This is a genomic window from Salinisphaera sp. T5B8 (assembly GCF_040361255.1).
Lineage (GTDB): Bacteria > Pseudomonadota > Gammaproteobacteria > Nevskiales > Salinisphaeraceae > Salinisphaera.
The window spans coordinates 1-25,278 of record NZ_APNG01000029.1 but is presented as its reverse complement, the minus strand read 5'-3'; the positions used below and the strand labels follow the sequence as shown (position 1 = coordinate 25,278).

Below are 25,278 nucleotides of genomic sequence, written 5' to 3'. Positions count from 1 at the left end.
GCCGCATGACCGACGCCCAGCCCAACCTATCCCGCGCGAACACGCCGCCGGTGGCCGCGCGCCGCCCGGTCAGCGAGCAGCGCCACGGCGTAATGCTCGTTGACGACTATGCCTGGCTGCGCGACGAGAACTGGCGCGAAGCCATGCACGATCCGTCGTTGCTGCATGCCGATATCGCGGCGTATCTGGCCGCTGAAAACACCTATACCGATACGTATATGGCACCGCTGTCATCGCTGCGCCAGACCCTGGTCGCAGAGCTGCGCGGGCGCATCGCCGAGCGTGATACCAGCGTGCCGACACCCGATGGCGACTGGTTCTATTACGTACGGTTTCGCGAAGCCGGCCAGCACCCGATCTTCTGTCGCGCACCACGAGCCGACAACGACGCCCGGCCGGCCGAGGCGCCCATGCCGGAGGACGGGCTCAGCGGCGAACAGATCCTGCTCGATGGCGATGCCGAAGCCCACGGCCGTGCCTATTTCAGCCTCGGCGAAGTCAATCACAGTCGTGATCATCGCCTGCTCGCCTTTGCCCTGGATGAGCGCGGCTCGGAGGCCTATACGCTGCATGTACGCGATATCCAGACCCAGCGCGAAATCCAGCCGCCGATTCCCAATACCACCGGCAACCTCATGTGGTCGGCCGACAGCGCCACGCTGTTTTTCACCACGCTCGACGACAACCACCGGCCCTGCAAGGTCTGGCGGCTCGCCCTCGGCGATGCGCCGGAGCACGCCGAGCTGGTGTATTCCGAGCCCGATGCCGGTTTTTTCGTGTCGGTGGACACGACCCAGAGCGATCGCTTCATCCTGATCAATGCCCACGATCATGCCACCAGCGAAACACGTTTCATCGATTCGGCCACGCCCTGGGCCACGCCGCGCCTGATCGCCGAACGCGTCGAGGGCCAGGAATACAGCGTCGAGGACGACGGCGACGACTTCGTGCTGATGACCAACGCCGACGGCGCCGAAGACTTCAAGCTCGTGCGTACGCCCATCGCCACGCCGGCCCGGGAGCACTGGCAGACTGTCGTCGAACACGAACCCGGACGATTGTTGCTCGATCATATCGAGTTCGCCGATTTTCGCGTCCGCATGGAACGCGCCGATGCCCTGCCGCGTATCGTGATCACCGACAAGACCCGCGGCCTCGATCACGCCATCCGTTTCGATGCCGAAGCCTACAGCCTGGGCATCGCCCCCGGTTACGAACACGACACCGCTACGCTGCGCTTCATCTACAGCGCGCCCAATACGCCCGACGAAACCTACGACTACGACATGGCCACGCGTACGCGCCAGCTACGCAAGCGCCGCGCCGTGCCGAGCGGCTTTCAACCGGAAAACTATGTCGTGCGGCGCCTGCATGCCCGCGCCGCCGACGGCGCCGACGTGCCGGTGACACTCATTCATCATGTGGATACGCCGCTCGACGGCAGCGCGCCCTGTCTGCTGCATGGTTACGGCGCCTACGGCATCTCCGAGCCCGCGGCGTTTTCCTCGAGCCGTTTTTCGCTCATCGATCGTGGCTTCGTACACGCCACCGCCCATGTCCGCGGCGGCAAGGAATGCGGCTATCGCTGGTATGCCAACGGCAAACTGGCCCATAAACCCAATACATTCAGCGACTTCATCGCCGTCGCCGAACATCTGGCGGCGACCGGCTATAGTGCGGCCGGGCGTATCGTGCCGCATGGCGGCAGCGCCGGCGGCATGCTGGTGGGCGCCGTGCTCAACCAGCGGCCCGATCTCTGGGGCGCGGCGATCGCCGACGTGCCCTTCGTCGATGTGCTCAATACGATGCTCGACGAGACCCTGCCGCTCACGCCGCCGGAATGGCCGGAATGGGGCAACCCACGCGATGACGTGGCCGCGTTTGAGACCATCCGCGGCTATTGTCCTTATCAGAATGTCAGCGCCCAGGCCTATCCGCCGATACTGGCGATCGCCGGCGTGTCCGACCCGCGCGTGACCTACTGGGAGCCCGCCAAATGGGTGGCCAAACTGCGGGCGCACAAAACGGACGACAATCCGCTGTTGCTCAAGACCCATATGGCCGCCGGCCATGGCGGCCTGCCCGGTCGTTTCACCGCGCTCGAGGAAACGGCGTTGATCTATGCCTTCGTGCTGGACGCGTTCGATATGGCACAGTCAGCCACCGATAGCGCGCCGGACAAGGATGCGAATACGCCCATTCGCGCCAATGAAGTCTACTGACAAACTGCGAGCGCTTGTAATCTGCAGCACGCGCTCGACAAGCCCTCGCCCGCTCGACATGGGTGAATAATCAAATCAGCGTCGACGATGAGAGCTGCATTGCGTAAGGCGCTCGCGATACCCCGTGGTGATCGCACTAGCCTTCGCAAGAACGGGCTAATATCCCTCCTCCAAAAACAATAGGGCTTGGGGGAGATGTATGACTTCTGGGATAAGCAGAGTCGCAGTGACGGCGGCTCTTCTCGTGGTGGTTGGCGGCGTTTCCAGCGGTTGCGCAACTATCGCGAGCGGTACCGATCAGAACGTGTCTTTTGATTCCGAACCAGAAGGGGCCACGGTACGGATCGCCGGGCAGGCCATCGGTAAGACGCCGCTGAGCTTACGCCTCGATAACAAGAGCGGTCAGACGGTTTCTTTTGAAATGGAAGGCTACCGAACCGTATCCAAATCACTCGAAACCAAAACCGACGCCTGGTTTTTCGCCAACATCCTTATCGGAGGGCTGGGCCTGATCGGCTCGACCACCGACTTCGCAACGGGGGCGATCTACGAATACAGCCCCGACCAGTATTTCGTGACGCTGCCGCCGGTCGACAACGCCGGCGTGCTGGATAAGAAGCAGTCGATCGAACGTTTTGTGGTGGTCACCTACGGCGAGCTGCGTTCGGCAGCGGCCACCTCGCGACCCTCCGACGATGAATCGTTCTCGAGCCTGCTCGCGGCGCTGGAAATCGACGCGAGTCGCACTGACGACGTCAATCAGCTGGCCCGTACGCTGCTCGACAACCCGAACCCGGTCGACGGTGCCAACGCGGTAACCGCCCGGTTCTAAAGCGTCTCTGGCGTAATCTCGCCGGCCCGTCACAGGCGGGCCGGCGTTCACGCGCTTTATTAATAAAAACGCGCTTGATTATGTGCAAAATTCGGCACGCTGGGTGAACAGCAGACCACACGGCCCTGGAGCGCTCTGTCTTTCGCCTTATTTCGCGTGCTTTCGCGTTCATTCGCGCACAACCTGCTTGCTGGAGCGCGGCCGCCTGCGTTTCATACATCGTCGATAAGACGCGACGGCGCCCTTGCGCTGGCTCGGATTGACAACGCGATTTCAGTCGTCCGGTGCTTGCGATCGCGCGTGATCGGGGGACTCGAAGTGGCCGTGCCGGCCGGCGCCATCGGCAAAACGCGCCGCACCGCTGATCGCTTCGGCAAACACCACCGGATAGCCGCCGGCGCCTTCGTGCTGCAACGCCGCTCCCAGTTCATGATCCCACTGCGCATACAGCGAGCGCCGATCGGCACGTAGGCATGCTTGCGGAAAATTCGCCAGCGTGTGGGCCAACTCGCATGCGGCAGCCAGGGACTGGCCATCGGCCACGCGGCGACTGGCCAGCCCGATCTGCATGGCCTCGTCGGCGGCGACTGCACGCCCGGTGAGGATCATGTCGAGCGCGCGCGCCTGACCGACGATACGCGGCAGGCGCACGGTACCGCCGTCGATCAGCGGCACGCCCCAACGCCGACAGAACACGCCGAAGACGGTCGAATCCTCGATCACCCGCATATCGCACCAGAGCGCGAGTTCCAGCCCGCCCGCCACGGCATAGCCGGGCACGGCCGCGATCACGGGTTTATCCAGCAGCATGCGCGTCGGGCCCATCGGCCCCGGCCCGGCGCCGTCCGGGTCGACGGCATTCCGGCGCTCGGCATCGCCCATGGCAGCCAGATCCGCACCGGCACAGAAGTGGCCGCCCGCGCCGGTGAGCACGGCGACCGAACTGTCATCATCGTTGGCGAAATCGACAAACGCCTGACGCAGCGCGTCGGCCGTGGGCCGGTCGACCGCATTGCGCTTGTCCGGCCGGTTGAGCGTGATGATACGAACCGCGCCGTCGTTGTCGACCGTTACGAGTCGTTGCGACATACCCGTCTTCCTTGTGTAGTGACTGACGTTCAGCCTGGTTTGCGCCGGCGTCGGGGCTGCGGCTCCAACGATTCGCTACGCACGCGCCATTGCTCGGCCTCGGCAAAGAGATCCATCCAGCCCGGCCCGCCATAGGCGCGTGTACGCCCCGCCGCGCCCGGATTGAGCAGCCAGGGGATTTCGTCGCTCTGCTGCACGCGGCGATGGCTATGACCACACACGATTGCGCGTGCGTCGGGAAATTGTTCGCGCAGCTTGCGGTGCCGCGTTTTCGCCGGCCACTGATGGCCATGCATGACGGCCAGATCGCCGCCCGGCAGGGCCAGCACTTCACTGTTCGGCCAGCCGGAATCGGCCGGGTCGTTGTTGCCCTGCACGATCACGATACGTGCGGCAAGCGGTGCGATCTCGGCTTCGATACCGGTACCGACATCGCCGGCGTGGACAAGGATATCGGCACCACGAATGGCATCGGCAATACGCGGGTCGAGATAGCCGTGGGTATCGGCAATAAGAGCAATACGCATCGGGCGAGCTTAACGGCTCGCGCCGGGCGGTCAATGCGTTCAATTGCAGATTTCACGGGCGCACGATAGATGCGCGCGACGTTTTCTGCTTAGAATTCAAGCCATGAAAACGATCGCGCTCTACAGTCTCAAGGGCGGCGTCGGCAAGACCGCCGCCGCCGTCAACCTCGCCTACGAAGCGGCCCAGGCCGGCAAGCACGTGCTGTTGTGGGATCTGGATCCGCAGGGGGCGGCGAGCTGGTATTTCGGCGTCGACGAATCGCCGGAGATTTCGGCCAAGCGCGTGGTCTCCGGCAAGGAGCCACTGGGCCGCTATATCAAGTCCACGGCCTACCCGCGGCTTTCGGTTCTGCCCGGCGATCGCGGCTATCGCGACTGGGATGCCCAGATTCATGCCGCCAAGCAGCCGCGCAAGGTGCTCGAGAGCCTGATCGACCCGTTCTCGGAAAGCTATTCGCTGCTCGTGCTCGATTGCCCGCCGGGCATCGGCGCGTTGGCGACCTCGGTGCTGCGCGCGGCCGATCACGTGCTGGTGCCGGTCGTACCCACGCCGCTGTCGCTGCGTGCGCTCGACGAAGTGCTCGAACACGTCGAAGACAAGAAAGTGGGCAAGACGCGGGTGATTCCGTTTTTCTCCATGGCCGATCGCCGCCGCAAGATGCACCGCGAGATGATCGAAACGCCGCCGGAGACGATGAAAAAGGCGCCGCAAACCTTCATCGACTACAGCACCCATGTCGAGCAGATGGGCGCACACCGCGCGCCGATCAGCGTCTATGCGCCGCGCAGCCGTGCGGCAGAACAGTACCGCGCGCTTTACGACGAAATCAGCTGAACGCGGACAGGCTCAGCGCAGCGGGCCCATCTGCGCGAGCATGAAGGCAGCGATCTTGTCGCCCTGATCTTCCTGCAGGAAATGGCGTGCCCGCGCGATCGTGGTGTGGGCTGCCTCGGCCGCGCCGGGCACACGCCGGCGTAGCGCGCGATCCGCGGCGCGGGTGATCGGGTCGCCATCGGCGAAGCAGGTATGAAACGGTCGTGAAAAGCACGCCAGCGCCTGCCAGGCTGCGCGATTGGCCGGCGTGGCCGGATCGTCGGGGGTCATCGGCACCAGACCGGGGAAAGCGCGAATGCCGGCGGTATAGCGCTTGTCGGGAAACGGCGCGTTGTAGGCGGCGCGCTCGCCGCGCGAGAGCCAGCGCCGGCTACCGGCCTGCAGAATCGCGCCTACCGGAAACACCGGGCTGTAACGCGCGAACGCACGCCAGGCCGAAAACAGCATCGGCATTTTTTCGTCGCCTGTCGGCAAAAAGCCATTGCCCACAAATACGCGCGCGAAGGTGTCGGGCCGTTCGCCGACCAGCCGCAAGCCGATCAACGACCCCCAGTCCTGACAGAACAGGGTGACACCTTTGAGCGCCAGCTGTTCGAACCAGGCGCCGATCCAGGCGACATGCTCGGCGTAGCTGTAATCGGCGATGGCGCCGGGTTTGTCCGAGCGGCCACAGCCGATCAGATCCGGTGCGAGCACCCGATACCCGGCTGCGGCCAGCGGCGCGATCATGTGGCGATACAGATACGACCAGCTCGGCTCGCCGTGCAGCAACACCACCGGCGGCGCGTCGGCCGGGCCAGCCTCGACATAGTGCATGCGCAGCCCGTCGACTTCGATATAGCGCGGCGGATAGGCAAAGCCGGGCAAGTGAGCAAAACAGGCGTCGGGCGTTCGAAAGACTTCGCGTGGCATCCGCACTGATCCTGAGCCGCGCTATATGGCGCGCGACATCAACTGGTTACATTCCCCTATTGTGCCGCCCACCTGCAAACGATAGCGTGAGGCCATAACGATTACACGAACAGGGGATAATCTTGGCTGGCCAACTCATGCTTCGATCGTATGGCCGCACGACCGTGGGGGCGCTGGCCCTGGCGGGATCGGTCGCCCTGCTGGGCGGCTGCTCGGCGGCGATCAGTACCACCAACGTCGCCGCCGATGCCGCGCGCACGATCAGCAAGGGGGTACTGGCGAGTAGCCGGGCGTCGACCGATGCCTCGGTGACCGAGCCAAACACCCCGCGTTATCGCCAGACCGTGGCGTTTGTCGACTCGCAACGCGATCCGCTGCGCCGCGAGGCCGCCCTCGGCGGCGGCGAGCATATCGACGCGCTGGCCGCATTGCTCGACACCCGCGCTGCCACCCTCGGTCCGTGGCTGCAGGCAAATCACGGTGAATTGTTTGTTGCGCAGTACGATGCCGAAGCGATCGTGGCCCGCCTGCGCGCACGCCGCGGCTGAACGTGTTTTCATGAACAACGCGCACTCGATTCCGATATTCCCAAGGAAAGGACGGTCCATGATGAAATCCCTAATCTCCGTTTCCGCTGCCATGCTGCTGGCGATGAGCCTGACTGCATGCGGCGACAACAACGACGATCAGAACCAAGCCAACGCGGCCGACACCGGCACCAGCGCCGAGACCAATACGGCCAGCGAAAACAGCAACGAAATGGGCGCCGACAACGCGACCGAGAACGAGTCGTCCATGGGTGACGACGAAATGATGAACGGCGAGCGCGAAGCCGACGACACCGCCGACAGCGACCCGGCTGCGACCAGCTCCACGAGCGCCAGCGAGGACATGCCGCAGGCAGCGATCGCCGTGCTGCACGGCACCGAGGGCAATGACGACGTCACCGCCACGATCCGCTTCACCCCCGAGGATGGTGGCGTGGCCTACACCACCGAAGCCGAAGGCCTGGCGCCCGGCAAGCACGGCTACCATATCCATCTGTACGGCGATTGCTCGGCGCCTGATGGCACCTCCGCGGGCACGCACTTCAACCTGAAGGGCAGCTCCAAGAACCCGCCGAAGGATATCGACCGCATCACCGGCGACCTGGGCGATCTCGATGCCGGCGACGATGGCAACGCTTCGGACGAAGGCATGCTCGCGGGCGCGTCGCTGACCGGCGCCAAGGCGCTGATCGGGCGCGGTGTGATCATTCACGCCAAACCCAACGACCCGAGCCAGCCGCCGATCGGCGCTGCCGGTTCGCGTCAGGCCTGTGGCGTGATCGGTATCGCCGAAGCCGGCAATACCGGCATGGATACGAACACTGCCGACAGCTCCGACTCCAGCATGTCGAACGCCGACTCCGAAACGGGTTCGGACATGGAAGACAGCAACGACGATCGCAGCGAATCGTCCATGTAGACCGGCATTCGGGCCAACCGGCCTGAACCCGCACCCGGCGTCGTACGCGGCGCCGGGTTTTTTATGGCTAGCTGACCGCGACCTTGTAATTGCCGCGCTCGGCATCGTATTCGAGCGTGATCTGGCCATGCTGCTGGGCCGACTTGAGCAGATCGGTAAAGCTTTTGAAGCCGTAGTAGCTTTCGTTGAAGCTCGGATAGACCCGCTTGATGGTCTGTTTGACCAGCGAGCCCCAGACCGGGTCGTAGTCGGATTCCAGCGACGACACGATCTCGATGAGCTTGTCGCGCGCCTCGGCGCCCTTGTCCTGCTTCTGGTCGGTGTCCGCCTTGCGCTTGCGCGCACGCCCGGACTTGCGCACCAGATCGTCGTAGTAGATGAACTCGTCGCAATTGGCCACCAGCAGTTCCGATGTCGAGGATTTGACCCCGCAACCGATCACGCGCTTGTTGTTCTCCTTGAGCTTGGAGACCAGCGGCGAGAAGTCGGAATCGCCGGACACGAGCACGAACGTGTCGATATGATCCTTGGCATAGCATAGATCCAGCGCATCCACGACCATGCGGATATCGGCGCTGTTCTTGCCGGAAATACGCGTTTGCGGGATATCGATCATCTCGATGCCCATGGCATGGAACGACTTCATCTGGCCGCGATACTGGCCCCAGTCACAGTAGGCACGCTTGAACACGAGCCGGCCTTTTTCCAGCACCCGCTTGTGAATCAGCCCCATATCGAACTCGCCGCCCGGCAAATCCTTGACCCCGAGGGCGAGGTTCTCGAAATCGATGAAAACGGCGATGAGTGCTTCCCCGGACATGGGTCTTCCTGTCGGGTTCGCCTGGAGCGGCGAACGAAATGTGGCAGCAGTCTAGCGGCGCAAACCGGGGGCTGTCTTGCCCGGTAATTCATCCACGGTTCGGTTGTTTCGTGCATGCTAGGCATGAGTTATCTAAGAGGAGACACAATCGATGTTCAAACACGCTCTACTGGCCAGCGTTCTGCTGGTCGCCACCAGCAGTGCCTTTGCCGCCGAGATGAAGGCCGAAGATGCTGCCGGCGTATGGGAAACCGCCAGCGGCGGCTATGTTCAGCTCTACGAGGAAAACGGCACCTGGAAAGGCACGATCGTGGGCTCCAAGAGCGGCAAGGCGCGCTACGACAAGAACAACCCGGACGAGTCCAAGCGCGAGCGCCGTCTGTTGGGCGTGACCGTGCTCGACGGCCTGAAATACGCCGGCAACGGCGAATTCGAAGGCGGCACGATCTACGATCCGAACAACGGCAAGACCTACAAGGCCAAAGCCACCCAGACCGGCCCGGACACGCTCGAGGCCCGTGGTTATATCGGCATCAGCCTGATCGGCAAGTCGCAGACCTGGAAGCGTATCGATTCCGACGCAGAACACGTGCACCAGGACCTGCTGCACAAGAGCGCGGCGGCGAACTAGCAAGACACGCTAACCGCGCAACAAAAGCCCCGGTCACGACGACCGGGGCTTTTTTGTGTCCAGCGGCCGAGCCCGCCGGATCGACATACCGGGCAACGTTCTTGTTTGATTGCATCAAACTCAGCTGGCTGTTCTCACGCCAGCAGGGTGTCCGCGAATGAACGATGCTGCATTTGCGCGCCTGGCGTTCATTTGCGGACTGGTTCTTGGCTGGCTAGAACCGCCTAGGTGGGCGTCGTCCGCAGGCGGCAAGCCAACAGGCAACGGCGCCTCGGCACGCGCTGAAAACGCAGGTCGACTCGGTTTCGCCGACAGTATCGCGTGCTGAATTACGCTTAGCCAATCCACCCGCTACGTGCTCAGGCGGTGTCGCTATCCGCGGCCGGCACGAATTTCAGGGCCACGCCATTGTTGCAGTAGCGTTTGCCGGTGGGTTTGGGCCCGTCGTTGAAGACATGGCCCTGATGACCGCCACAGCGTGCACAGTGATATTCCTTGCGCGGAATGATCAGTTTGTAGTCGGTCTTGAAGCCCAGATGGCCGTCGATGTAATTGTAGAAACTCGGCCATCCGGTACCGGATTCGAATTTCCATTCGCTTTTGAACAGCGGCAGCGCGCAGCCGGCACATACGAACTCGCCGGCCGCCTTGACCTGGTTGAGCTCGCTGGAACCCGACGGCTCGGTGGCTTCCTGGCGCAGCACGCGAAACGCTTCCGGCGAGAGTTGTTCGCGCCATTCGGCCTCGGTCTTTTCCACTTTGAATACCTCGACATCGGACGGGACGTCGCCCGCATCGGCGCCGCTGGGCGAATCGGCGTCAGCGAGCGCTCGACCAAGCGCGGTCGCGCCAAGTGCACCGAATACGAGGCCACCGACTACGACACGTCTTTTCATGATTGCACCGCGCATTAGACAACTGATGGTCTATCTACGACATAGACATCCCGGTGGATGAGTTCAGCCCCGCGGCCCCAACCGATAGCGCACGATCGCCGAGGCCACGAGTACATCGTCGCGGTCGTGCATGAGCACTTCGATATCGCGCTCGACCTGTTCGCCCGAGGCCGGCACCGACCAACGGGCGCTGGCCATGATCGGCCCGCGTGCCTTGGCGTGATAGTTCACCCCCAGATGCACGGCGATACCGCGCATGTCCGCGGGCAGGCTGTAGAGCACCGACAGGCCGGCCGTGGTTTCGGCCAGCGTCGATAGTGCACAGGCATGGATACTGTTGAGATGATTGCGATTGGATCGCTTGTCGGGCATGCGCAGGCGCGCCTGGCCATCGGCCAGCGCCACGACCCGCGCGCCGATACTGCCCGAATAGGGCGCGACGAAGCCGATGCCGCGCGAAATCAGGCGGCGCCCGCCGGGCAGCGCATAAATCGAGCGAATATCGGGCAACTTCATTGCACGTCCTTGCGTATGGCACGGTAGGCCGCAAGTTTAAGCCAATGCGCATGTACACGACGATCGACGCCTCGCTACAACCGGCTCTCACGCCGGCCCAGCGCACGCTTTTCGAAAGCGACGGCTATCTGATCATGCGTGGTCTGGCCCCCGCCGAGCGCGTCAACGAACTGCGCCGGGTCACCGAGGAACACGTGGCTGCCCAGATCGCGCCGATTGAATATGAAGCCGATGTCGCCTATCCCGGCGCGCCCGCCAGCCGCTCAGCCGAGGGCGGTGATACGCCGCGCCGGCTGCGCCAGGCCTATGATCGCGACGCAGTGTTTGCCGACTGGGCGACCGACACGCGCCTGACCGCGATCGTGGCGCAATTGCTGGCCAGCGATACCGTCTATCTGAGCCGCAATCACCACAATTGCGTAATGACCAAGTCGCCGCGCTATTCCACTGCCACGGCCTGGCATCGCGACCTGCGCTACTGGGCGTTCGAAACGCCGCGGCTGGTCAATGCCTGGCTCGCACTCGGCGAGGAAACACCGGCCAACGGCTGCATGCGCCTGTTGCCGGGCACCCAGCACCTGGATTTCGCGGCCGACCGGCTCGACGACGCCCAGTTCCTGCGTGAAGACCGGGCCGACAACCGGTCGCTCATCGCGTCGGCGATCAACGCCGAACTCGCGCCCGGCGATGTGCTGTTCTTCGATGCCGGCCTGTTTCATGCCGCCGGGGCCAATACCACCGACGAGCGCAAGCTTTCGATGGTGACCACCTACTATGGATCGGACAACGCGCCGATGCCCGATACGCGCTCGGCGCGACTTCAACCCGTCATCGCAAGAGCCCCTGCCCATGCGTAGATTGCTACTCGCCAGCCTGTTCTCCACGCTCATCGGCGCCGGCAGCGCGGGCGCGGCCACGCTCGACGATCTGCGCTGGGATTACCGCGTGATCGCGGTATTCACGCCCACCGATACCGCCGGCCAGGAAACAGCCGACGAACTGTCCAATACGGTCGGTATCGCCGAGCGCGATATCGCCTGGTTCGTGGTCAGCCCCGACGCGCTGCACAGCAATCTGTCGCAGCCGATCGAACGCGCCTCGATCACTGGCCTGCACCAGACCGGCGGCTTCGAAGCCGTGCTGGTCGGCAAGGACGGCGGCGTGAAGGCACGCCAGGGCGAGTCGCTCGATATTCATGCCTTCTTCGACGCCATAGACAGCATGCCCATGCGCCAACAGGAAATGCAGCAGCAACAATGACATCGATACCCGCACGCAACGTCCTCGGCGAGCCATTGGCCGGCTGCTGTGAGGCACCGACCACCGGTTTCTATCGCGATGGCTACTGTCGAACCGGCAGCGCGGATATCGGCCGCCACGTGATTTGTGCCGTACTCACCGACGCGTTTCTCGAATTCTCGGCCAGCCGCGGTAACGATCTATCCACACCGCGGCCCGAATTCGACTTTCCCGGCCTCAAGGCCGGCGATCGCTGGTGCTTGTGTGCCGCGCGCTGGGCCGAGGCACTCGAGGCCGGCGTGGCCCCGCGTGTGGCACTGACCGCGACCGACGAAGCGGCACTGGAGATCGTCGATCTGGCCGCACTCAAAGCCCACGCCATCGATCTGTCCTGATTTTCGTCGTCGCACTATGACGGGGACTATGCGCAGCCATGGTGCAGGCGCTAGTCTCGGGAGTTTGGGCGTGTCGTTCGGCAAGGCGCCCGCGTATCCGGAGACGCCATGCAGTTGCTTAACCCCGTCGATCAGATTTTTCTGCGTCTGGAAGGGCGCCACCAGCCCATGCATGTCGGCGGCTTGCAGCTGTTCTCCATGCCCGACGATGCCGGCCCCAAATACGTTCGCGAGATCGTGGAGAAGGCGCGCAGCTTTACCGATGTGCAGCCGCCCTTCGATCGCCGCCTGAAATACCGCTTCGGCCAGCCGTTCTGGGTCGACGACGACGGCTTCGACCTGGAATACCACGTCCGCCATCTGGCCCTGCCCGCGCCGGGGGCGATCCGCGATCTGCTGGCGCTGGTCTCCATGCTGCACGGCGCGCTGCTCGATCGCTCGCGGCCGATGTGGGAGACCTATGTCATCGAGGGCGTCACCGATAACCGGTTTGCCGTGTATACGAAGTTTCATCACTCGCTGATGGACGGCATTAGTGCGATGCGCGTGATGCGCCGCTCGCTCAACGATGCGCCCACGCCCGGCGGGCTGCGCGTGCCCTGGCAACTGCCCGAACGCGAGCGCGATCAATCGCAGCGTGGCGGCGCGGCGCCCTGGCATGGCGCCTGGAAAGCCGCGGCGGCCACCTCGCGCCAGCTCGCCGCCATGCCGCGGGTCGGCCAGCAGGTGTTCTCGGCCTGGCAGCAGGCCCGCGAAGAACCGGATTTCACCGCCTTCAAACAGGCGCCGATGTGCATGCTCAACCGGCGCATCAGCGGCTCGCGGCGGTTTGCAGCCCAGTCGTATTCGTTGAGCCGTATCAAGACACTGGCCAAGCATTACGATGCGACGGTCAACGACATCGTTCTGGCGATGTGTGCCAGTGCGTTGCGCGAATACCTGCTTGGCCAGGATGCGCTGCCTGATGATCCGCTGGTGGCGATGTTGCCGGTTTCCCTGCATACCGCCGACAGCGGCACGGGCAACAAGGTCGCCATGATCTTCGCCAGCCTGGCCACCGATGTGGTCGATCCGGTAGAACGCCTGGCTGCCATTCAGCATTCGGTCGAGCACTGGAAACGCCGTTACAAGACCATGACCAGCCAGCAGATCATGGGCTTTACCGCCGCGCTGGCCGCACCGGCCGGCATGAATCTGCTCACCGGTATCGCCCCGCGCCGCCAGGCCTTCAATGTGGTGATTTCCAACGTGCCCGGCCCGAGTGAAACGCTCTACTACGGCGATGCAAAACTCGAGGGCATGTATCCGGTGTCGATCGTGCTCGACGGTCAGGCGCTCAATATCAGCCTGGCCAGCTATCGCGACTCGCTCGAGTTCGGCTTGCTGGCCTGTCGCCGTTCGCTGCCGAGCATGCAGCATATGCTCCAGTACCTGACCGACGCCCTGGACGACCTCGAGGCCGGGCTCGGCGATCACCAAACGTGACCCCCGCCAGGCCGCGCTGGCACGCGATCGGCCGTTTTCTGGCCGTGCAACTGGCGATCGTGCTGCTCGCGATCGGGCCGATGCTCGTGTCCGTGGCCGCCGGCCAGCTGGGCGCGGCACTGGGTTGTACGGTCAACGAAGCCGGCCCACATCCCTGCCCGCTCTGGGGCATGGATATCGGCAACACGCTTTCCAGCGCGGGCGTATTCGGCTGGCTGACGCTGGCCACACTGCCGACCGGCGCCGTACTGTGGCTGGCGCATATCCTGTATACGCTTGTGCGGCTGGTGCGTGCCTACCGCCAGCGCCCTGGCCCATGACCATAACCGACGATGCCAGCGCCCGCTGCGCGCTATGCGGGCGGGCCGGCGTGCGTACCACCCGCCATCACCTGATTCCGCGGCGTACCCATCGGCTCAAGCGTATTCGCAAGCGCTTCGACCGCGAACAACGCCTGGGCGCGATCCTGCATGTCTGCCGGCCCTGTCATAGCCACGTCCACGCGGTGCTGGGCGAAAAGGAACTCGCCGAACGCTACAACTCGCGGGCCGCCCTGCTCGCCCATCCGGATATCGCCCAGTTCGTCGACTGGCTGGCCGACAAGCCCGCCGGCTTTCGCCCGCGTATCCGCAAGCCCAAGAGCTAGGTCCGCGAGGCCACTGCCAGGCGTGCCCCGAGCGCGATGAACAACGAACCCAGGGCGCGGTCGAGCCAGCGCTGCACGCGCACGTTGCTACGCAGACGCTGCGCGAACGTCGCCGCGAACCACACCATCGGCGGCTCGACGAATGCGGCCACGACGATAATCAGGCAACCGTGCAGAAAAAGCTGGGCCGCCACCGGGCCAGCGCCCGGCACCACGAACTGCGGCAGAAACGCCAGAAAGAACATGGCCACCTTCGGGTTGAGCGCGGCCACCAGCACGCCGCGGCCAAAGGTCGCACGTGCCGACACGGCCGCGACGGGCGTCTGTGGCATCGCCTCGCCGCTGGCCCGCCAGGCCTGAATGCCCAGCCAGACCAGATATGCCGCGCCGAGATACTTGACCAGCGCAAACGCCGCAGCCGAGCTGGCCAGCACGGCCGACAGGCCCAGTGCCGCCAGCACCACATGTACGAAAGCCCCGGTCCAGACACCGCCCATCGCCACGAAGCCCGCGCGCCGACCACGGCGCAGCGAATGCGCCAGCACATAGGCCATGTCCGGGCCCGGCGTGAGATTGAGCAATAGCGCCGCGGTAAAGAACGCCGCCCAGTGGGCCACGGAATAGGAAAACAGGGTGGTCATCTCGAATTCGGTCATCGTTGTCATTCCCCGTCAGACCGGCGCCTGTGCGCGCCGATCGCGCCGGCCAGCGAACAGCCGGTCGCCACGAGCAGAATGGCCGCCCCGGCAGCGATCGGCACGGTATAGGTGCCGGCCACGGCATACAGCCGGGCCATGGCAAAACCGCCGACCGCCTGGGTCGCGGCAAAGGATAGCGTAGCCCAGCCCCAGATCTGGCGCTGACGCGGCGCGGGCGCCAGCGCATGCACCGTGCCGGCGGTGAGCGTGATGATGGCCGGCACCATCGCGCCCACGACAAGCGACGAGATACCCAGCCCGGCGACGCCGACAAATAACAGCGGCAGAGCCGTGGCCAGCGTCATCAATACGAAAGCGAGCACAAGCGCCGTGTCGAAGCCCAGCCGCCGTGCGGCCGCCCCGGCCAGCGCCGGGCCAATCACCCCGCCGATGCCCAGCACCAGCCAGTAGCGATTGCCGGTGTCCAGACCGCGCCCGAGTTCACGCGCAATATAGTCCACCCAGTACAAAGAATGCGGCACATAGCCGGCCGAACTCAGGCCATAGGCCACGATCACCAGGGCGATGACGGCCCAGGGCGTGGCGGGCGTGCGCGATGTCGGTTGCCGTGGCGTATCGGCCGGTGCTTCGCTTGGCAGATAGCGCCACACGCCCAACCAGCTCACGCCGGCGAGCACGGCGCCAATGCCGGCGGTCGCCAGCCAGGTCGCGCCCACGCCGAAGCCGGCCAGCCACGGCACGATCAGACTGACGCCCATGGTGCCGACACCGATGCCGGTGAAGATCGTGGCCGAGGCGCCCGGGCGGCGCGCTTCGGGCATACGCGCCATGATCGCTGGCGTCACCACGATCGTGAGCGTGGCCGCGGCCATGCCCGCAAGCAGCCGCCAGAACCCGTAACCGATCATGCCCCAGGGCCAGGCACAGGCGGCCAGGCTTGCGACCAGCGCGATCAGACAGCTGGCGATCGCCCGCCGCGGGCCAAGCCAGTGGGCGTAACGATTGGCCCCCGCGGCACCCGCGAGATAGCCCAGCAGATTGATCGCGCCCAGGCGGGCGGTCTGCTCGGCACTGAACCAGCCGGCCTCGACGAGCGGCGTGATCAAGGGCGTGAAGACATAGCGACCAAAGCCCACGCCCAACAACAGCGCGACCGCGCCCGCCAGCGGCAGACGCCAGAGCCCGCCCGGCATGTCGCGTTCGGTGCTCATCGCGGATGGCGCAACGCCGCGGCCGTGGCGCTGATGCTGGCCAGTGCGAGTGCGGCCGCCGCAATCGCGAACAAGGGCCGATAACTGCCGAGCACTTCATAGCCCCAGGACATCCCGTAGGCCCCCGCTGCCTGGGCCAGGGCAAAACTCAACGTGGCCCAGCCCCAGAGTTGTTGCTGGCGGTCGGGCGGTACCAGGGCAGCAATCGCGCCCGAGGTGAGTGTGACCGCGCCGGGAATCAGCATGCCGACGAAAAAAGACGACAGGCCCAGGGCGATGGCATGCGTGGAGAGCACAGGCAGCAGTACAGCGATCGTCTTGATGGTCAACGCCAGCGCAAGTGCCGGGCGAAAACGCAGCCGCGACGCCATGAAACCGGCCACCACCGGCCCGCACATCGCCCCCAGGCCGAAGAGCACCCAATAGCCGCTGCCGGTTTTCAGCCCTTCGCCCAGCTCGCGGGCAATGTAATCCACCCAGAACAATGTATGCGGCACGAAACCGGCCGCATCCAGGCCATAGGCGGCGATCACCAGAAACAATGCCAGCGCCGGCAGCGGCGCAGCCGAATGGCCGTGGGACGTACTGCGCGGCAATGGCGCCAGATTGACGAACACCGCAAACCAGGCCCAACCGGCGAGTACCGTGGCGACGCCCCCCAGCGCCAGCCAGGTCGGCGCCACGCCGACATCGGCCAGCCACGGCACGACCGTACCGCTGGCCATGATGCCCAGGCCGATGCCGGTGAATACGAGAGCACTGGTATAGGCCCGTGCGCCCACGTCCACGCGTGACAACGCGGCCGGTACGCCCACGACCACCAGCATCGCGCCGGTGATGCCACAGGTCAGACGCCAGAAGCCGTACCAGATCGCGCCCCAGTCCAGCGCGCAGGCATAAAGACTGGCCACAGTGAGCAAAAGACAGGCGGCCAGCACCGTACGCACGCCCACGATCAACGTCGCGCGATGCGCCGTGGCCGCGCCGATGAGATAGCCCAGCAGATTGATCGCGCCCAGATAGGCCGCTGCATGGGACGAAAACCAGTGTGCTTCGACCAGCGCCGGGATCAGCGGCGTATAGGCAAAACGCGCCAGACCGATACCGAGCAGCGTACAAACACCGCCGGCCAGGCCGAGGCGGGTGGCAGAACTCATGGGCATGGATGGTCAATACAGCGACAAGGCGCGGCGAGTGTGCCACGAATTGGCGCGGCACTGCCGGTCGGCGGGCGAAGCCCAGCCGCAGCGAACGCTACCGCGGGTGCATCCGGGCGCGATAATCGGGATGGACGATTTCGACGGCGATATCGGTAAAGTCGGTAAACAGCCCGTCGACACCGTAGTCGAAGTAATACTGGCGCAGTTCGTCTTCCAGACGCGGCGTACCGGGCGGCAACTGGTCAGCACGGAATGTATAGGGGTGCACCTTCAGCCCGCGTGCGTGGGCGCGTTCGACCAATGCGCCGTCGCTTTCGGCGATACGTTTTTTATCCGGGCCGATACCGTCGGCGTACTGGGCGATGGCATCGAGTCCAGCCGGGGTGACCAGCGCGTCGTAGGCCGGGGCGTCACTGATCAACTGAATCATGGGCAGATCGCTGCCCATGGTTTCGCGCATTTCGCGCAGGTTGTCGAAACCGAAGCTCTGAATGAATACCTTGGCATCGCGCCCGGCATAGCCGTATTCGGCCAGGCGGTCGAGCAGCACCCGCTCGATGGGCAGGTTTTCGTTATCGTGAAACACCGGCGCCTTGGTTTCCGGATAAATCCCCACATCGCGCCCGGTTTCGCGATTGAGTGACTGCACCATTTCAACCAGCGACACGAAGGTGGGCACCTTGAAGCCCTGGGCATCGGCCTTGAAACGCTCGGGGAACACGCGTGTACCGTCCGGTTTGGTGCGTTCGGTGACGTTGAGCTGCTGAATTTCGGCGAGAGTGAAATCCGCCGCATACCAGCGGCCATCGGCGCGCGCGCGCTGCGGAAACTGTTGCTCGACATCGGTGGTGGATTCCAGATGGATATCGTGCAGACAGATCAGGTGCTGATCGGCGGTCATGACCAGATCGGGCTCGATATAGTCCGCGCCCAGCGCATAGGCCATGGCATAGGCGGGCAGCGTATGTTCGGGCAGATAACCCGAAGCCCCGCGATGGGCGATCACGATCTTGGCATTCGTGCTCATGGGCGGATTCCTGTGGTCCGGGCCGCTAGCGGCGCCCGCATGCGCGCTGGCCATCATTGGCCACGCCGCCAGCATGCACAGCGATACGATGCAAACGAGCCCGGGCCAGTAACGACGCATGCCACGCCTCTTTCGGATCGCAGGCGCATTCCTGCCCTGCCATGGTCGTTCACCGCGATGACATTTTCATAACCGCGGCGAGGCCGTTACTCGCGCGGCTTGCGCTGACGAATCAGCCCTTCCTGGGCCACCGAGGCCACCAGATGACCGTCGCGATTGAAGATCAACCCGCGCGACAGCCCGCGGGAATCCTGGGCGCCGGGGCTGTCCATGGCATAGAGCAGCCATTCGTCGACCCGAAACGCACGATGAAACCAAATCGCATGGTCGATGCTGGCCATCTGCATACCCGGGGTGAAAAACGACACCCCGTGCGGAAACAGCGATGTCGCCAACAGATTGAAATCGCTGGCATAAGTCAGAACCGCCCGATGCACGGACTGATCGTCGGGCAGCGGCGCCTTGGCCTTGAACCAGACATGCTGAATCGGCTCGCGCTTGTCCGGATCGAGCATGTTCCAGGGCTTGACCGCGTGCATGTCGATGGCGACCTCGCGCCCGACAGCTTCGCGCAGGGATTCCGGCACCCGATCGAGCGAATCCACCCAGGCGCGGCGCAGCTCGTCGTGACTGGCCAGTTCTTCCGGGCCGACCACGTCCGGCATGGTCATCTGGTGGGTATAGCCGGATTCCTCGATATGAAACGAGGCGAGCATGGAAAAGATCGGCCGGCCGTGCTGGATGGCCTGAACGCGGCGCGTGGCAAAGCTCTTGCCATCGCGGATATTATCGACTTCGTAGACGATCGCTGCCTGCATGTCGCCGGGGCGCAGGAAATAGCCGTGCATGGAATGGGCCTGCTGCGACCCGTCCACCGTGCGTGTGGCCGCGACCATGGCCTGACCGGCCACCTGACCGCCGAACACGCTCTTGCCACCGATATCGCGCGAGCTGCCGCGAAACAGCCGCTGTTCCAGTGGTTCCAGATCAAGCTGATCGAGCAGATCCTGAACCAGACGTTGTCCATCCCCTGACATCGTGCACACGCTCCTTCGCGAACCGCCGACCAGCAGCGATTCGTCTTTTTAATTCGATACGGCAGGACTGCCGTGATGGCTGTATAGCGCCTTAGTCTAATTCAAACGGCCATTCCGCCAAGCAGGCACCGCGTGAGAACGGCTTACTCGGGCGCGTTTTCACCGTCGACCGCACGCAACAGAAAATCGGCACGCGCAAAGGCGATCGGCCGCTCGCGATCATCCTGCCAGCACTCGGCCTGTACCTGAGCGATACGCCGGCCCGAACGAATCAAGCGGCATTGGCAGTAACAGTCCACCGCCGCCGCCGAGCGCCAGTAGTCGATCGAGAAGTCCACCGGATAGGGAATCCGCGTCTGCGACTCGGCAATCAACACCTCCAACTGCATGGCCAGTTCCAGCAGGCTGGCCACCGTGCCACCATGCAGCGCCGGCAGCCGCTGACTACCGATCAGTTCATCGCGATAGGGCATGCGATAGACACGCGCCTGACCGTCGTCGGCGTACTCGATACGCAGATCCAGATAAGCCGCATAGGGAATCGCGGCCACGAGATCTTCGCTATTCCGTCTCGGATTCGACTCGCTGGCGCCACTCATGGCTGGATCTGCTTGCCGGTACGCATGAACGCCGCCGTGCACAACGACACCGCGCGCTCGCGATCACCCTGATGCAGGGTCGCACGCACAAAGCCCACACAGCGGGTCATGTGATAACACTCGGCTTCGATCCACAGCCCCTGACCGGCTACCGCGGGCCGCAGATAATCCATGCGCAGATCGAGGGTGGCGATGGTTTCCAGACCCGGCAGCGCCAGAAATACAGCCAGCCCGCAGGTGCTGTCGGCCGCGGCCAAGCCCACCGCGGTATGCCACAACCGCGCGACCGGGTCGCCAAGAAAGCATTCGCGATAATCGAGCGCGGTCACCACGCGCTCGGTTTCGACATCGGCCACGCGCAGCCCGATCGCCTGGTTATAGGGAATCCGGGCATTGAAGCGGGCCGCGATCTCGGCGCGGATGGCCGGATCGCGTTTGTCGAGTTGTTCGTACATGCCACGAAACGATAGCCGCCGCCCCGGCGGCTGTCCATGCGCGGACGTTTTCGGCGTCACGGCGCACGAGCGCGTAAGATGATCCCAGCGGCATGTGCTGCTTCATTTTTCGAACGTTTTGGCCCCGCGCCCATGGACAACCCCGATTACGCGCTGTTTCCCCTGAGCACGGTCGTGTTTCCCGGCGGGATCATGCCGCTGCGTATCTTCGAGCCGCGCTATCTGGATATGGTCGCGCGCTGCATGGAGTCCGCGACCGGCTTTGGCATCTGTGCTGCGCGTCCGGCCGAGAACAAACACGAATTCAGCAGCCCGCGTGCGGTGGGCACCCTGGTGGAGATCGTGGATTTCGACCGCCTCGATGACGGCGCGCTCGGTATCACGGTCAAGGGCCGGCAACGCTTCGAGGTGTTGTCCACGCGCCAGGCCGAGAATGGCCTGTGGTCGGGCACGATCGATTTCATCGATGAAGAGGCCGACAGCGCCTGCCCGATCGAATTCTCGCCGCTCAAGCAGATCGCCGCGGCGCTGATCGAGGAAATCGGCCTGCCCTACGAGGCGGGCAGCCGCAGCTACGACTCGGCCAGCTGGCTGTCGGCACGCCTGACCGAACTACTGCCTTTCGATGCGGCGACCAAACACGACCTGCTGGCCACCAACGATCCGCTGGAGCGCCTGCGCCGCATTCGGCCCATGATCGAGATCGAAAACGCCCGTTCCTGATCCGGCACCAAACAGCCGACCGGCCAGCTGTTTTCAACAACTTCGCAGTCGTTGGCAGCGTGCTGTGACGTCTAGGTATGCCGACGGATGTGTTCACGACGCGCCTGCGATAGCATCGGGGCAGCAAAACGACAACCCGATATGCCGTGATTACTTTTAACCGCTGGCTTTTGGCCGGCTTTTTCGTGCTCGCCGCCACCGGCTGCAGCAGCACCCCGGAACCGACCACAACGACTGCCGCGCCAGCGGCGACCAGCGCGAGCCGCGATAATAGCGACGATAAGAATCGCCAGCGCGAGCGCGCCACCCCCGCGATCGCCCAGGCCCGGGCGATCGCGAACGCGCTTGACGATCTGTCCGACGATACCGTCGATAGCGCGGTGGCCGGCTACTATAAAAGCCACGACAATGAAGCCGCCTGGTTCGATGATCAGGGCCGAGCACGTGCCGAGATCAAGACCCTGCTCGATGCGCTTTCGCGCGCCGATCGCCAGGGCCTGGTCACCGCCGACTATGGCTATGAGGCATTGGCCCAGCGTATCGAACGGGCCGATGCCCGCCCGGGCGCACTGGACGCCGACACCGTGGCCGAACTCGATATCCGCCTGAGTCAGGCGTTCGTGCGTTACGCCGTCGATCTGCATCAGGGCCGGACCGGCGAAGGCGATCTGCGCCCGCGCTGGTACGAGGATCTGCCAGCGGTGGACTACGCGGGCGCGCTCGAACGCGCGACCCGTGATGGCGATGTCGATGCCGCGCTTACCGAACTGCGCCCACCGCACGACGGCTATACGCGCCTGGTCAAGGCGCTGGCCGACTACCGCGCGATCGTCGATGCCGGCGGCTGGCCCGAGGTCCCCGATGGGCCGCTGCTGGAAACCGGCGTACGCGATTCGCGGGTGCCCACCCTGCGCAAACGCCTGCAGGCCAGCGGCGATCTCACCCCGGACGCCGCCACGGGCGACAACATCGACGACGGGGTCACCGCGCTGGAAACGATGGACGAATCCGAAGCAACCGCGGGCGATACCCGCTCGCCGCGCTATGACGCGTCGCTTGCGAGCGCGGTCGAACATTTCCAGCGCCGCCACGGGCTCAAGGTGGATGGCAAGGTCGGCCCTGGCACGTTGGCCGCGCTCAACGTGCCCGCCGAACAGCGCGTGCGCCAGATCGAGATCAACCTGGAGCGCTGGCGCTGGCTGCCCGCCGATCTGGGCGAACGTTATGTGATGGTCAATATCCCGGAATACCGTCTACGCGCCTATTCGGACGGCCAGCCGGCGCTGGAAATGCGGGTCGTGGTGGGCGAGTCCTACAAGGATCGCGCCACGCCGGTGTTTTCCGATGCCATGGAATATCTCGTCTTTCGCCCTTACTGGAACGTACCGCCCGGTATCGCCGCCGATGAAATCGTGCCCAAGGTGCGCAAGGATTCAGGCTATCTGGATAAAAAGCGCTACGAGATCGTGGCCCAGTTCACCCCGGATGCCGAGGTCCTGCCCAACACGCCGGCCAACATCGACAAGGTCGAAGCCGGCGATCTGTACGTACGCCAGCGTGGCGGCAGCAGCAATGCGCTGGGCCTGGTGAAATTCATGTTCCCCAACGAATACGCAGTCTATTTGCACGACAGTCCGGCCGAGCAGCTGTTCACGCGTACCGAGCGTGATTTCAGCCATGGCTGTGTGCGCGTGCAATACCCGGATCAGCTCGCGGAGTTCGTGCTCGCCGAGCAACCGGACTGGGACGCCGCACGTATCGACAAGGCCCTGCACGAGGGCGAGCGCCAACGCGTTCAGCTGGATGAATCCATCCCGGTCTATCTGGCTTACTGGACGGCCTTCGTCGACGACACCGGCGTGAATTTCAGAGCCGATCTCTACGACAACGACCCGCGCGTGGAAGCCGCCATGCGCCAGGTTGAGCGCGCTACACCCAACGATGCCCCGGCCGCTGGCGCCGGCTCGATTTGAGCCGTCGCGCCGCAGCGTGGCTGTTGCTGGCAGTCTTGTGCACGCCCGCCGCCCAGGCGCGTCTGGTACTCGACGATAGCCTGAGCGTCGGTGAACGCCCCCAGGCGACGTTCACCCTGCGCGTCGACGGCCAAGCGCTGGATTCCTCGGTCCAGGCCGCGTTCGTCATGCCCGGCCAACAAATCACGATCGGCGTGCGCGATCGACCCGACAAGGCAACGATGATTCTGCAGACCTCGGGCGCGGGCGTGCCCGAACAGGTGGCGGCGACCCAATGGCGCTGGCAGGCCCCCACCGAACCCGGACTCTATCCGCTGGTGATCTACAACCGCGACGATATGAGCCGGCGCCGGCTCAACGTCTTCGTGCAAAAGCCCTACGATCGCAGTCAATCCGAACTCGACGGCTATCGTATCGGCCATTACGAGCCCCACGGACTGCGCGGGCGGGCCAGTTCCGCGCCGCCCGCCGGACTGGTGCAGGTCACCCGCGCCAATCGCGACGTGGCGTTATCCGCGCATTTCACCCTCGGCCAGTTCCTGTGCCACCAACAACCCGATCACTGGCCGAAATACCTGCTGATCCGCCCGCGCCTGCTGGAAAAGCTCGAACACACCCATGCCGCGCTCGCCGACGCCGGGTTCGAGCTCGATACCATCACCGTCATGAGCGGCTATCGCACGCCCTGGTATAACGCCGATATCGGCAATACCACGGTCTACAGTCAGCATCTGTTCGGCAGCGCCGCCGATATCTTCGTGGACGCAGACGGCGACGGCCGCATGGACGATCTCAACGGCGATGGCGCCATCGATACCGCCGATGCGCGCTGGCTCGCCGATCTGGTGGAAACCGTGGTCGCCGAACATCCCACGCTCGCTGGCGGCATGAGCGTTTATCCGGCCAATTCCCGCCACGGCCCGTTCGTACATATCGACGTACGCGGCGTGCGCGTTCGCTGGTAGCGCCCAGGAACGCGTTTTCCCCTGCCCTGCCTTAAATCTTGTTGATGATGGATGAAATCCGGCTGGCTTTCCCAAGCAGGCAGGTTGTCCGCAAATGAACGCGAAGACGATGGCTTCGTTCTTCGAGCGTAACCGCAGATTTCGCGGATTACACAGATGAGTAAGGGGGCAACACATGCGCCATACGGCCGCGGTTTCTTGTCTTGGATCTGTGTGATCTGCGTCGATCTGCGGACTGATCCATTTGGCTGCTGCCACCAAAGCCAAGGCGTCAATACAGCCCGATCGCCCATTCCGGCCAAATAATCAATCGGCGTAATCTGCGTAATCTGCGGATAAACAGTTACTTGATTATTTACGAGCCCAGCTGGCTTATCTCAAGCAAGCGGATTGTCCGCAAATGAACGCGAAGACACGCGAATAAGGCAAAAAGACACAGTTCTCGAAGGTCGACCGTTAAAGCCAATCCGCATACGCAGCACGATGTCTGCGGATTTCGGAAATCGACCGTGCGATGGCTTCGTTCTTCAAGCCGTAACCGCAGATTTCGCAGATTACACAGATGAGTAAGCGCGCGGGATATCCGTCACACGGCCGCGGTTTCTTGTCTTTGATCTGTGTGATCTGCGTCGATCTGCGGACTGTTCCATTTGGCCGCCGCCGCCAAAGCCAAAAGGCGTCAATACAGTTGATCGCCCATCCCGGCCAAATAATCAATCTGCGTAATCTGCGTATAAATAGCTTATTGATATGGAAAATCAGGGAACATGCTTATCGCGCCAGCTGCATATGAAGAAGCGGATACGGCTTACCTTGACCGTCAACCGGGGAACGACCGATCACCCTAAGGCGCTGCTGAAATAGCGCCCAAATCTCGATGCGAAGCCCGACCAGCCA

General features: G+C 63.9%; 28 protein-coding genes. 15 read left to right on the top strand and 13 right to left on the bottom strand.

The features are described from left to right. Window positions 1-5 precede the first annotated feature (5 nt). Window positions 6-2,222, top strand: coding sequence for a S9 family peptidase (locus tag T5B8_RS18460; protein WP_353180813.1), 2,217 nt, complete (start codon window positions 6-8; stop codon window positions 2,220-2,222). 226 nt (window positions 2,223-2,448) lie between these two features. Next, on the top strand, window positions 2,449-3,054 hold the full coding sequence (locus T5B8_RS18455; protein ID WP_353180812.1) for a PEGA domain-containing protein: 606 nt from the start codon (window positions 2,449-2,451) through the stop codon (window positions 3,052-3,054). 273 nt (window positions 3,055-3,327) lie between these two features. Here the strand turns inward: T5B8_RS18455 and T5B8_RS18450 are convergent, their stop codons facing one another. Continuing rightward, window positions 3,328-4,143 (bottom strand): crotonase/enoyl-CoA hydratase family protein, encoded by an 816-nt coding sequence (locus tag T5B8_RS18450; protein ID WP_353180811.1) that lies wholly within the window; start codon window positions 4,141-4,143, stop codon window positions 3,328-3,330. A gap of 29 nt (window positions 4,144-4,172) precedes the next feature. Then, entirely contained in the window at window positions 4,173-4,670 is a 498-nt protein-coding gene (locus tag T5B8_RS18445; RefSeq protein ID WP_353180810.1) for a metallophosphoesterase family protein, read from the bottom strand. Window positions 4,671-4,773: 103 nt separating this feature from the next. Here T5B8_RS18445 and T5B8_RS18440 point away from each other — a divergent pair, with 103 nt between their 5' ends. Next, on the top strand, window positions 4,774-5,505 hold the full coding sequence (locus T5B8_RS18440) for a ParA family protein (RefSeq protein ID WP_353180809.1): 732 nt from the start codon (window positions 4,774-4,776) through the stop codon (window positions 5,503-5,505). A 12-nt stretch (window positions 5,506-5,517) separates the two neighbouring features. Here T5B8_RS18440 and T5B8_RS18435 read toward each other — a convergent pair whose 3' ends face one another. Further along, entirely contained in the window at window positions 5,518-6,417 is a 900-nt protein-coding gene (locus T5B8_RS18435; RefSeq protein WP_353180808.1) for a haloalkane dehalogenase, read from the bottom strand. A 137-nt stretch (window positions 6,418-6,554) separates the two neighbouring features. Between T5B8_RS18435 and T5B8_RS18430 the strand changes: the two genes are divergently transcribed. After that, window positions 6,555-6,965 (top strand): DUF3015 family protein, encoded by a 411-nt coding sequence (locus T5B8_RS18430; protein ID WP_353180807.1) that lies wholly within the window; start codon window positions 6,555-6,557, stop codon window positions 6,963-6,965. Window positions 6,966-7,023: 58 nt separating this feature from the next. Beyond that, entirely contained in the window at window positions 7,024-7,884 is an 861-nt protein-coding gene (locus T5B8_RS18425; protein ID WP_353180806.1) for a superoxide dismutase family protein, read from the top strand. A 67-nt stretch (window positions 7,885-7,951) separates the two neighbouring features. Here T5B8_RS18425 and T5B8_RS18420 read toward each other — a convergent pair whose 3' ends face one another. Beyond that, entirely contained in the window at window positions 7,952-8,704 is a 753-nt protein-coding gene (locus T5B8_RS18420; protein ID WP_353180805.1) for an NYN domain-containing protein, read from the bottom strand. Between the two features lie 151 nt (window positions 8,705-8,855). Here T5B8_RS18420 and T5B8_RS18415 point away from each other — a divergent pair, with 151 nt between their 5' ends. Next, window positions 8,856-9,335, top strand: coding sequence for a DUF2147 domain-containing protein (locus T5B8_RS18415; RefSeq protein ID WP_353180804.1), 480 nt, complete (start codon window positions 8,856-8,858; stop codon window positions 9,333-9,335). A 359-nt stretch (window positions 9,336-9,694) separates the two neighbouring features. Here the strand turns inward: T5B8_RS18415 and msrB are convergent, their stop codons facing one another. Together msrB and T5B8_RS18405 are read right to left on the bottom strand one after the other, a co-directional pair. Beyond that, window positions 9,695-10,231, bottom strand: coding sequence for a peptide-methionine (R)-S-oxide reductase MsrB (gene msrB / locus T5B8_RS18410; protein WP_353180803.1), 537 nt, complete (start codon window positions 10,229-10,231; stop codon window positions 9,695-9,697). A 63-nt stretch (window positions 10,232-10,294) separates the two neighbouring features. Then, a complete protein-coding gene (locus T5B8_RS18405) occupies window positions 10,295-10,747 on the bottom strand; it encodes a DUF4442 domain-containing protein (protein WP_353180802.1) in 453 nt (150 codons plus the stop codon). 50 nt (window positions 10,748-10,797) lie between these two features. Between T5B8_RS18405 and T5B8_RS18400 the strand changes: the two genes are divergently transcribed. The 6 genes from T5B8_RS18400 (at window position 10,798) to T5B8_RS18375 (ending at window position 14,512) form a co-directional block, all read left to right on the top strand. Next, window positions 10,798-11,604 (top strand): phytanoyl-CoA dioxygenase family protein, encoded by an 807-nt coding sequence (locus T5B8_RS18400; protein WP_353180801.1) that lies wholly within the window; start codon window positions 10,798-10,800, stop codon window positions 11,602-11,604. Further along, window positions 11,597-12,007 (top strand): DUF4174 domain-containing protein, encoded by a 411-nt coding sequence (locus T5B8_RS18395; protein ID WP_353180800.1) that lies wholly within the window; start codon window positions 11,597-11,599, stop codon window positions 12,005-12,007. Before T5B8_RS18400 ends, T5B8_RS18395 begins: the two co-directional genes overlap by 8 nt. Beyond that, window positions 12,004-12,381: a DUF2237 family protein gene (locus T5B8_RS18390; protein WP_353180799.1), complete on the top strand. Its 378-nt coding sequence runs from the start codon at window positions 12,004-12,006 to the stop codon at window positions 12,379-12,381. The genes T5B8_RS18395 and T5B8_RS18390 overlap by 4 nt, the downstream gene beginning before the upstream one ends. A 108-nt stretch (window positions 12,382-12,489) precedes the next feature. Then, window positions 12,490-13,866 carry a WS/DGAT/MGAT family O-acyltransferase gene (locus tag T5B8_RS18385; RefSeq protein WP_353180798.1) on the top strand — a complete coding sequence of 459 codons (1,377 nt, stop codon included), beginning with the start codon at window positions 12,490-12,492 and terminating at the stop codon, window positions 13,864-13,866. Then, window positions 13,863-14,186 carry a hypothetical protein gene (locus tag T5B8_RS18380; RefSeq protein ID WP_353180797.1) on the top strand — a complete coding sequence of 108 codons (324 nt, stop codon included), beginning with the start codon at window positions 13,863-13,865 and terminating at the stop codon, window positions 14,184-14,186. Before T5B8_RS18385 ends, T5B8_RS18380 begins: the two co-directional genes overlap by 4 nt. Continuing rightward, window positions 14,183-14,512, top strand: coding sequence for a hypothetical protein (locus T5B8_RS18375; RefSeq protein WP_353180796.1), 330 nt, complete (start codon window positions 14,183-14,185; stop codon window positions 14,510-14,512). The genes T5B8_RS18380 and T5B8_RS18375 overlap by 4 nt, the downstream gene beginning before the upstream one ends. Here the strand turns inward: T5B8_RS18375 and T5B8_RS18370 are convergent. From T5B8_RS18370 to T5B8_RS18340, 7 genes are all read right to left on the bottom strand, one after another. Further along, a complete protein-coding gene (locus T5B8_RS18370; protein WP_353180824.1) occupies window positions 14,509-15,144 on the bottom strand; it encodes a LysE family translocator in 636 nt (211 codons plus the stop codon). The two genes, T5B8_RS18375 and T5B8_RS18370, sit on opposite strands and share 4 nt — an antisense overlap. A gap of 29 nt (window positions 15,145-15,173) precedes the next feature. After that, a complete protein-coding gene (locus T5B8_RS18365; RefSeq protein ID WP_353180795.1) occupies window positions 15,174-16,382 on the bottom strand; it encodes a YbfB/YjiJ family MFS transporter in 1,209 nt (402 codons plus the stop codon). Next, on the bottom strand, window positions 16,379-17,539 hold the full coding sequence (locus T5B8_RS18360) for a YbfB/YjiJ family MFS transporter (protein ID WP_353180794.1): 1,161 nt from the start codon (window positions 17,537-17,539) through the stop codon (window positions 16,379-16,381). The genes T5B8_RS18365 and T5B8_RS18360 overlap by 4 nt, the downstream gene beginning before the upstream one ends. 97 nt (window positions 17,540-17,636) lie before the next feature. Continuing rightward, window positions 17,637-18,623, bottom strand: coding sequence for a glycerophosphodiester phosphodiesterase (glpQ, locus tag T5B8_RS18355; protein ID WP_353180823.1), 987 nt, complete (start codon window positions 18,621-18,623; stop codon window positions 17,637-17,639). A 152-nt stretch (window positions 18,624-18,775) separates the two neighbouring features. Further along, entirely contained in the window at window positions 18,776-19,666 is an 891-nt protein-coding gene (gene tesB, locus T5B8_RS18350) for an acyl-CoA thioesterase II (RefSeq protein WP_353180793.1), read from the bottom strand. A gap of 143 nt (window positions 19,667-19,809) precedes the next feature. Beyond that, window positions 19,810-20,265 carry a PaaI family thioesterase gene (locus T5B8_RS18345; RefSeq protein WP_353180792.1) on the bottom strand — a complete coding sequence of 152 codons (456 nt, stop codon included), beginning with the start codon at window positions 20,263-20,265 and terminating at the stop codon, window positions 19,810-19,812. Continuing rightward, the gene (locus tag T5B8_RS18340; protein WP_353180791.1) at window positions 20,262-20,720 is read right to left on the bottom strand and encodes a PaaI family thioesterase; all 459 of its coding nucleotides are present in this window, start codon (window positions 20,718-20,720) and stop codon (window positions 20,262-20,264) included. Before T5B8_RS18340 ends, T5B8_RS18345 begins: the two co-directional genes overlap by 4 nt. A 132-nt stretch (window positions 20,721-20,852) precedes the next feature. Between T5B8_RS18340 and T5B8_RS18335 the strand changes: the two genes are divergently transcribed. The 3 genes from T5B8_RS18335 to T5B8_RS18325 all read left to right on the top strand — a co-directional run bounded on the left by T5B8_RS18335 (window position 20,853) and on the right by T5B8_RS18325 (window position 24,381). Then, the gene (locus T5B8_RS18335) at window positions 20,853-21,443 is read left to right on the top strand and encodes an LON peptidase substrate-binding domain-containing protein (RefSeq protein WP_353180790.1); all 591 of its coding nucleotides are present in this window, start codon (window positions 20,853-20,855) and stop codon (window positions 21,441-21,443) included. A gap of 146 nt (window positions 21,444-21,589) precedes the next feature. After that, entirely contained in the window at window positions 21,590-23,416 is a 1,827-nt protein-coding gene (locus T5B8_RS18330; RefSeq protein ID WP_353180789.1) for a L,D-transpeptidase family protein, read from the top strand. After that, window positions 23,413-24,381 carry a D-Ala-D-Ala carboxypeptidase family metallohydrolase gene (locus T5B8_RS18325; protein ID WP_353180788.1) on the top strand — a complete coding sequence of 323 codons (969 nt, stop codon included), beginning with the start codon at window positions 23,413-23,415 and terminating at the stop codon, window positions 24,379-24,381. The genes T5B8_RS18330 and T5B8_RS18325 overlap by 4 nt, the downstream gene beginning before the upstream one ends. Window positions 24,382-25,278: the final 897 nt, after the last annotated feature.

What these genes read in the sequence shown, in the direction of transcription:
- msrB (WP_353180803.1), bottom strand. Translation starts at nt 10,231, where the DNA reads ATGAAAAGACGTGTCGTAGTCGGTGGCCTCGTATTCGGTGCACTTGGC.
- T5B8_RS18440 (WP_353180809.1), top strand. Translation starts at nt 4,774, where the DNA reads ATGAAAACGATCGCGCTCTACAGTCTCAAGGGCGGCGTCGGCAAGACC.
- T5B8_RS18365 (WP_353180795.1), bottom strand. Translation starts at nt 16,382, where the DNA reads ATGAGCACCGAACGCGACATGCCGGGCGGGCTCTGGCGTCTGCCGCTG.
- glpQ (WP_353180823.1), bottom strand. Translation starts at nt 18,623, where the DNA reads ATGGCCAGCGCGCATGCGGGCGCCGCTAGCGGCCCGGACCACAGGAAT.
- T5B8_RS18425 (WP_353180806.1), top strand. Translation starts at nt 7,024, where the DNA reads ATGATGAAATCCCTAATCTCCGTTTCCGCTGCCATGCTGCTGGCGATG.
- T5B8_RS18435 (WP_353180808.1), bottom strand. Translation starts at nt 6,417, where the DNA reads ATGCCACGCGAAGTCTTTCGAACGCCCGACGCCTGTTTTGCTCACTTG.
- T5B8_RS18400 (WP_353180801.1), top strand. Translation starts at nt 10,798, where the DNA reads ATGTACACGACGATCGACGCCTCGCTACAACCGGCTCTCACGCCGGCC.
- T5B8_RS18335 (WP_353180790.1), top strand. Translation starts at nt 20,853, where the DNA reads ATGGACAACCCCGATTACGCGCTGTTTCCCCTGAGCACGGTCGTGTTT.
- T5B8_RS18430 (WP_353180807.1), top strand. Translation starts at nt 6,555, where the DNA reads ATGCTTCGATCGTATGGCCGCACGACCGTGGGGGCGCTGGCCCTGGCG.
- T5B8_RS18445 (WP_353180810.1), bottom strand. Translation starts at nt 4,670, where the DNA reads ATGCGTATTGCTCTTATTGCCGATACCCACGGCTATCTCGACCCGCGT.
- T5B8_RS18390 (WP_353180799.1), top strand. Translation starts at nt 12,004, where the DNA reads ATGACATCGATACCCGCACGCAACGTCCTCGGCGAGCCATTGGCCGGC.
- tesB (WP_353180793.1), bottom strand. Translation starts at nt 19,666, where the DNA reads ATGTCAGGGGATGGACAACGTCTGGTTCAGGATCTGCTCGATCAGCTT.
- T5B8_RS18395 (WP_353180800.1), top strand. Translation starts at nt 11,597, where the DNA reads ATGCGTAGATTGCTACTCGCCAGCCTGTTCTCCACGCTCATCGGCGCC.
- T5B8_RS18450 (WP_353180811.1), bottom strand. Translation starts at nt 4,143, where the DNA reads ATGTCGCAACGACTCGTAACGGTCGACAACGACGGCGCGGTTCGTATC.
- T5B8_RS18375 (WP_353180796.1), top strand. Translation starts at nt 14,183, where the DNA reads ATGACCATAACCGACGATGCCAGCGCCCGCTGCGCGCTATGCGGGCGG.
- T5B8_RS18360 (WP_353180794.1), bottom strand. Translation starts at nt 17,539, where the DNA reads ATGAGTTCTGCCACCCGCCTCGGCCTGGCCGGCGGTGTTTGTACGCTG.
- T5B8_RS18415 (WP_353180804.1), top strand. Translation starts at nt 8,856, where the DNA reads ATGTTCAAACACGCTCTACTGGCCAGCGTTCTGCTGGTCGCCACCAGC.
- T5B8_RS18340 (WP_353180791.1), bottom strand. Translation starts at nt 20,720, where the DNA reads ATGTACGAACAACTCGACAAACGCGATCCGGCCATCCGCGCCGAGATC.
- T5B8_RS18385 (WP_353180798.1), top strand. Translation starts at nt 12,490, where the DNA reads ATGCAGTTGCTTAACCCCGTCGATCAGATTTTTCTGCGTCTGGAAGGG.
- T5B8_RS18405 (WP_353180802.1), bottom strand. Translation starts at nt 10,747, where the DNA reads ATGAAGTTGCCCGATATTCGCTCGATTTATGCGCTGCCCGGCGGGCGC.
- T5B8_RS18345 (WP_353180792.1), bottom strand. Translation starts at nt 20,265, where the DNA reads ATGAGTGGCGCCAGCGAGTCGAATCCGAGACGGAATAGCGAAGATCTC.
- T5B8_RS18420 (WP_353180805.1), bottom strand. Translation starts at nt 8,704, where the DNA reads ATGTCCGGGGAAGCACTCATCGCCGTTTTCATCGATTTCGAGAACCTC.
- T5B8_RS18460 (WP_353180813.1), top strand. Translation starts at nt 6, where the DNA reads ATGACCGACGCCCAGCCCAACCTATCCCGCGCGAACACGCCGCCGGTG.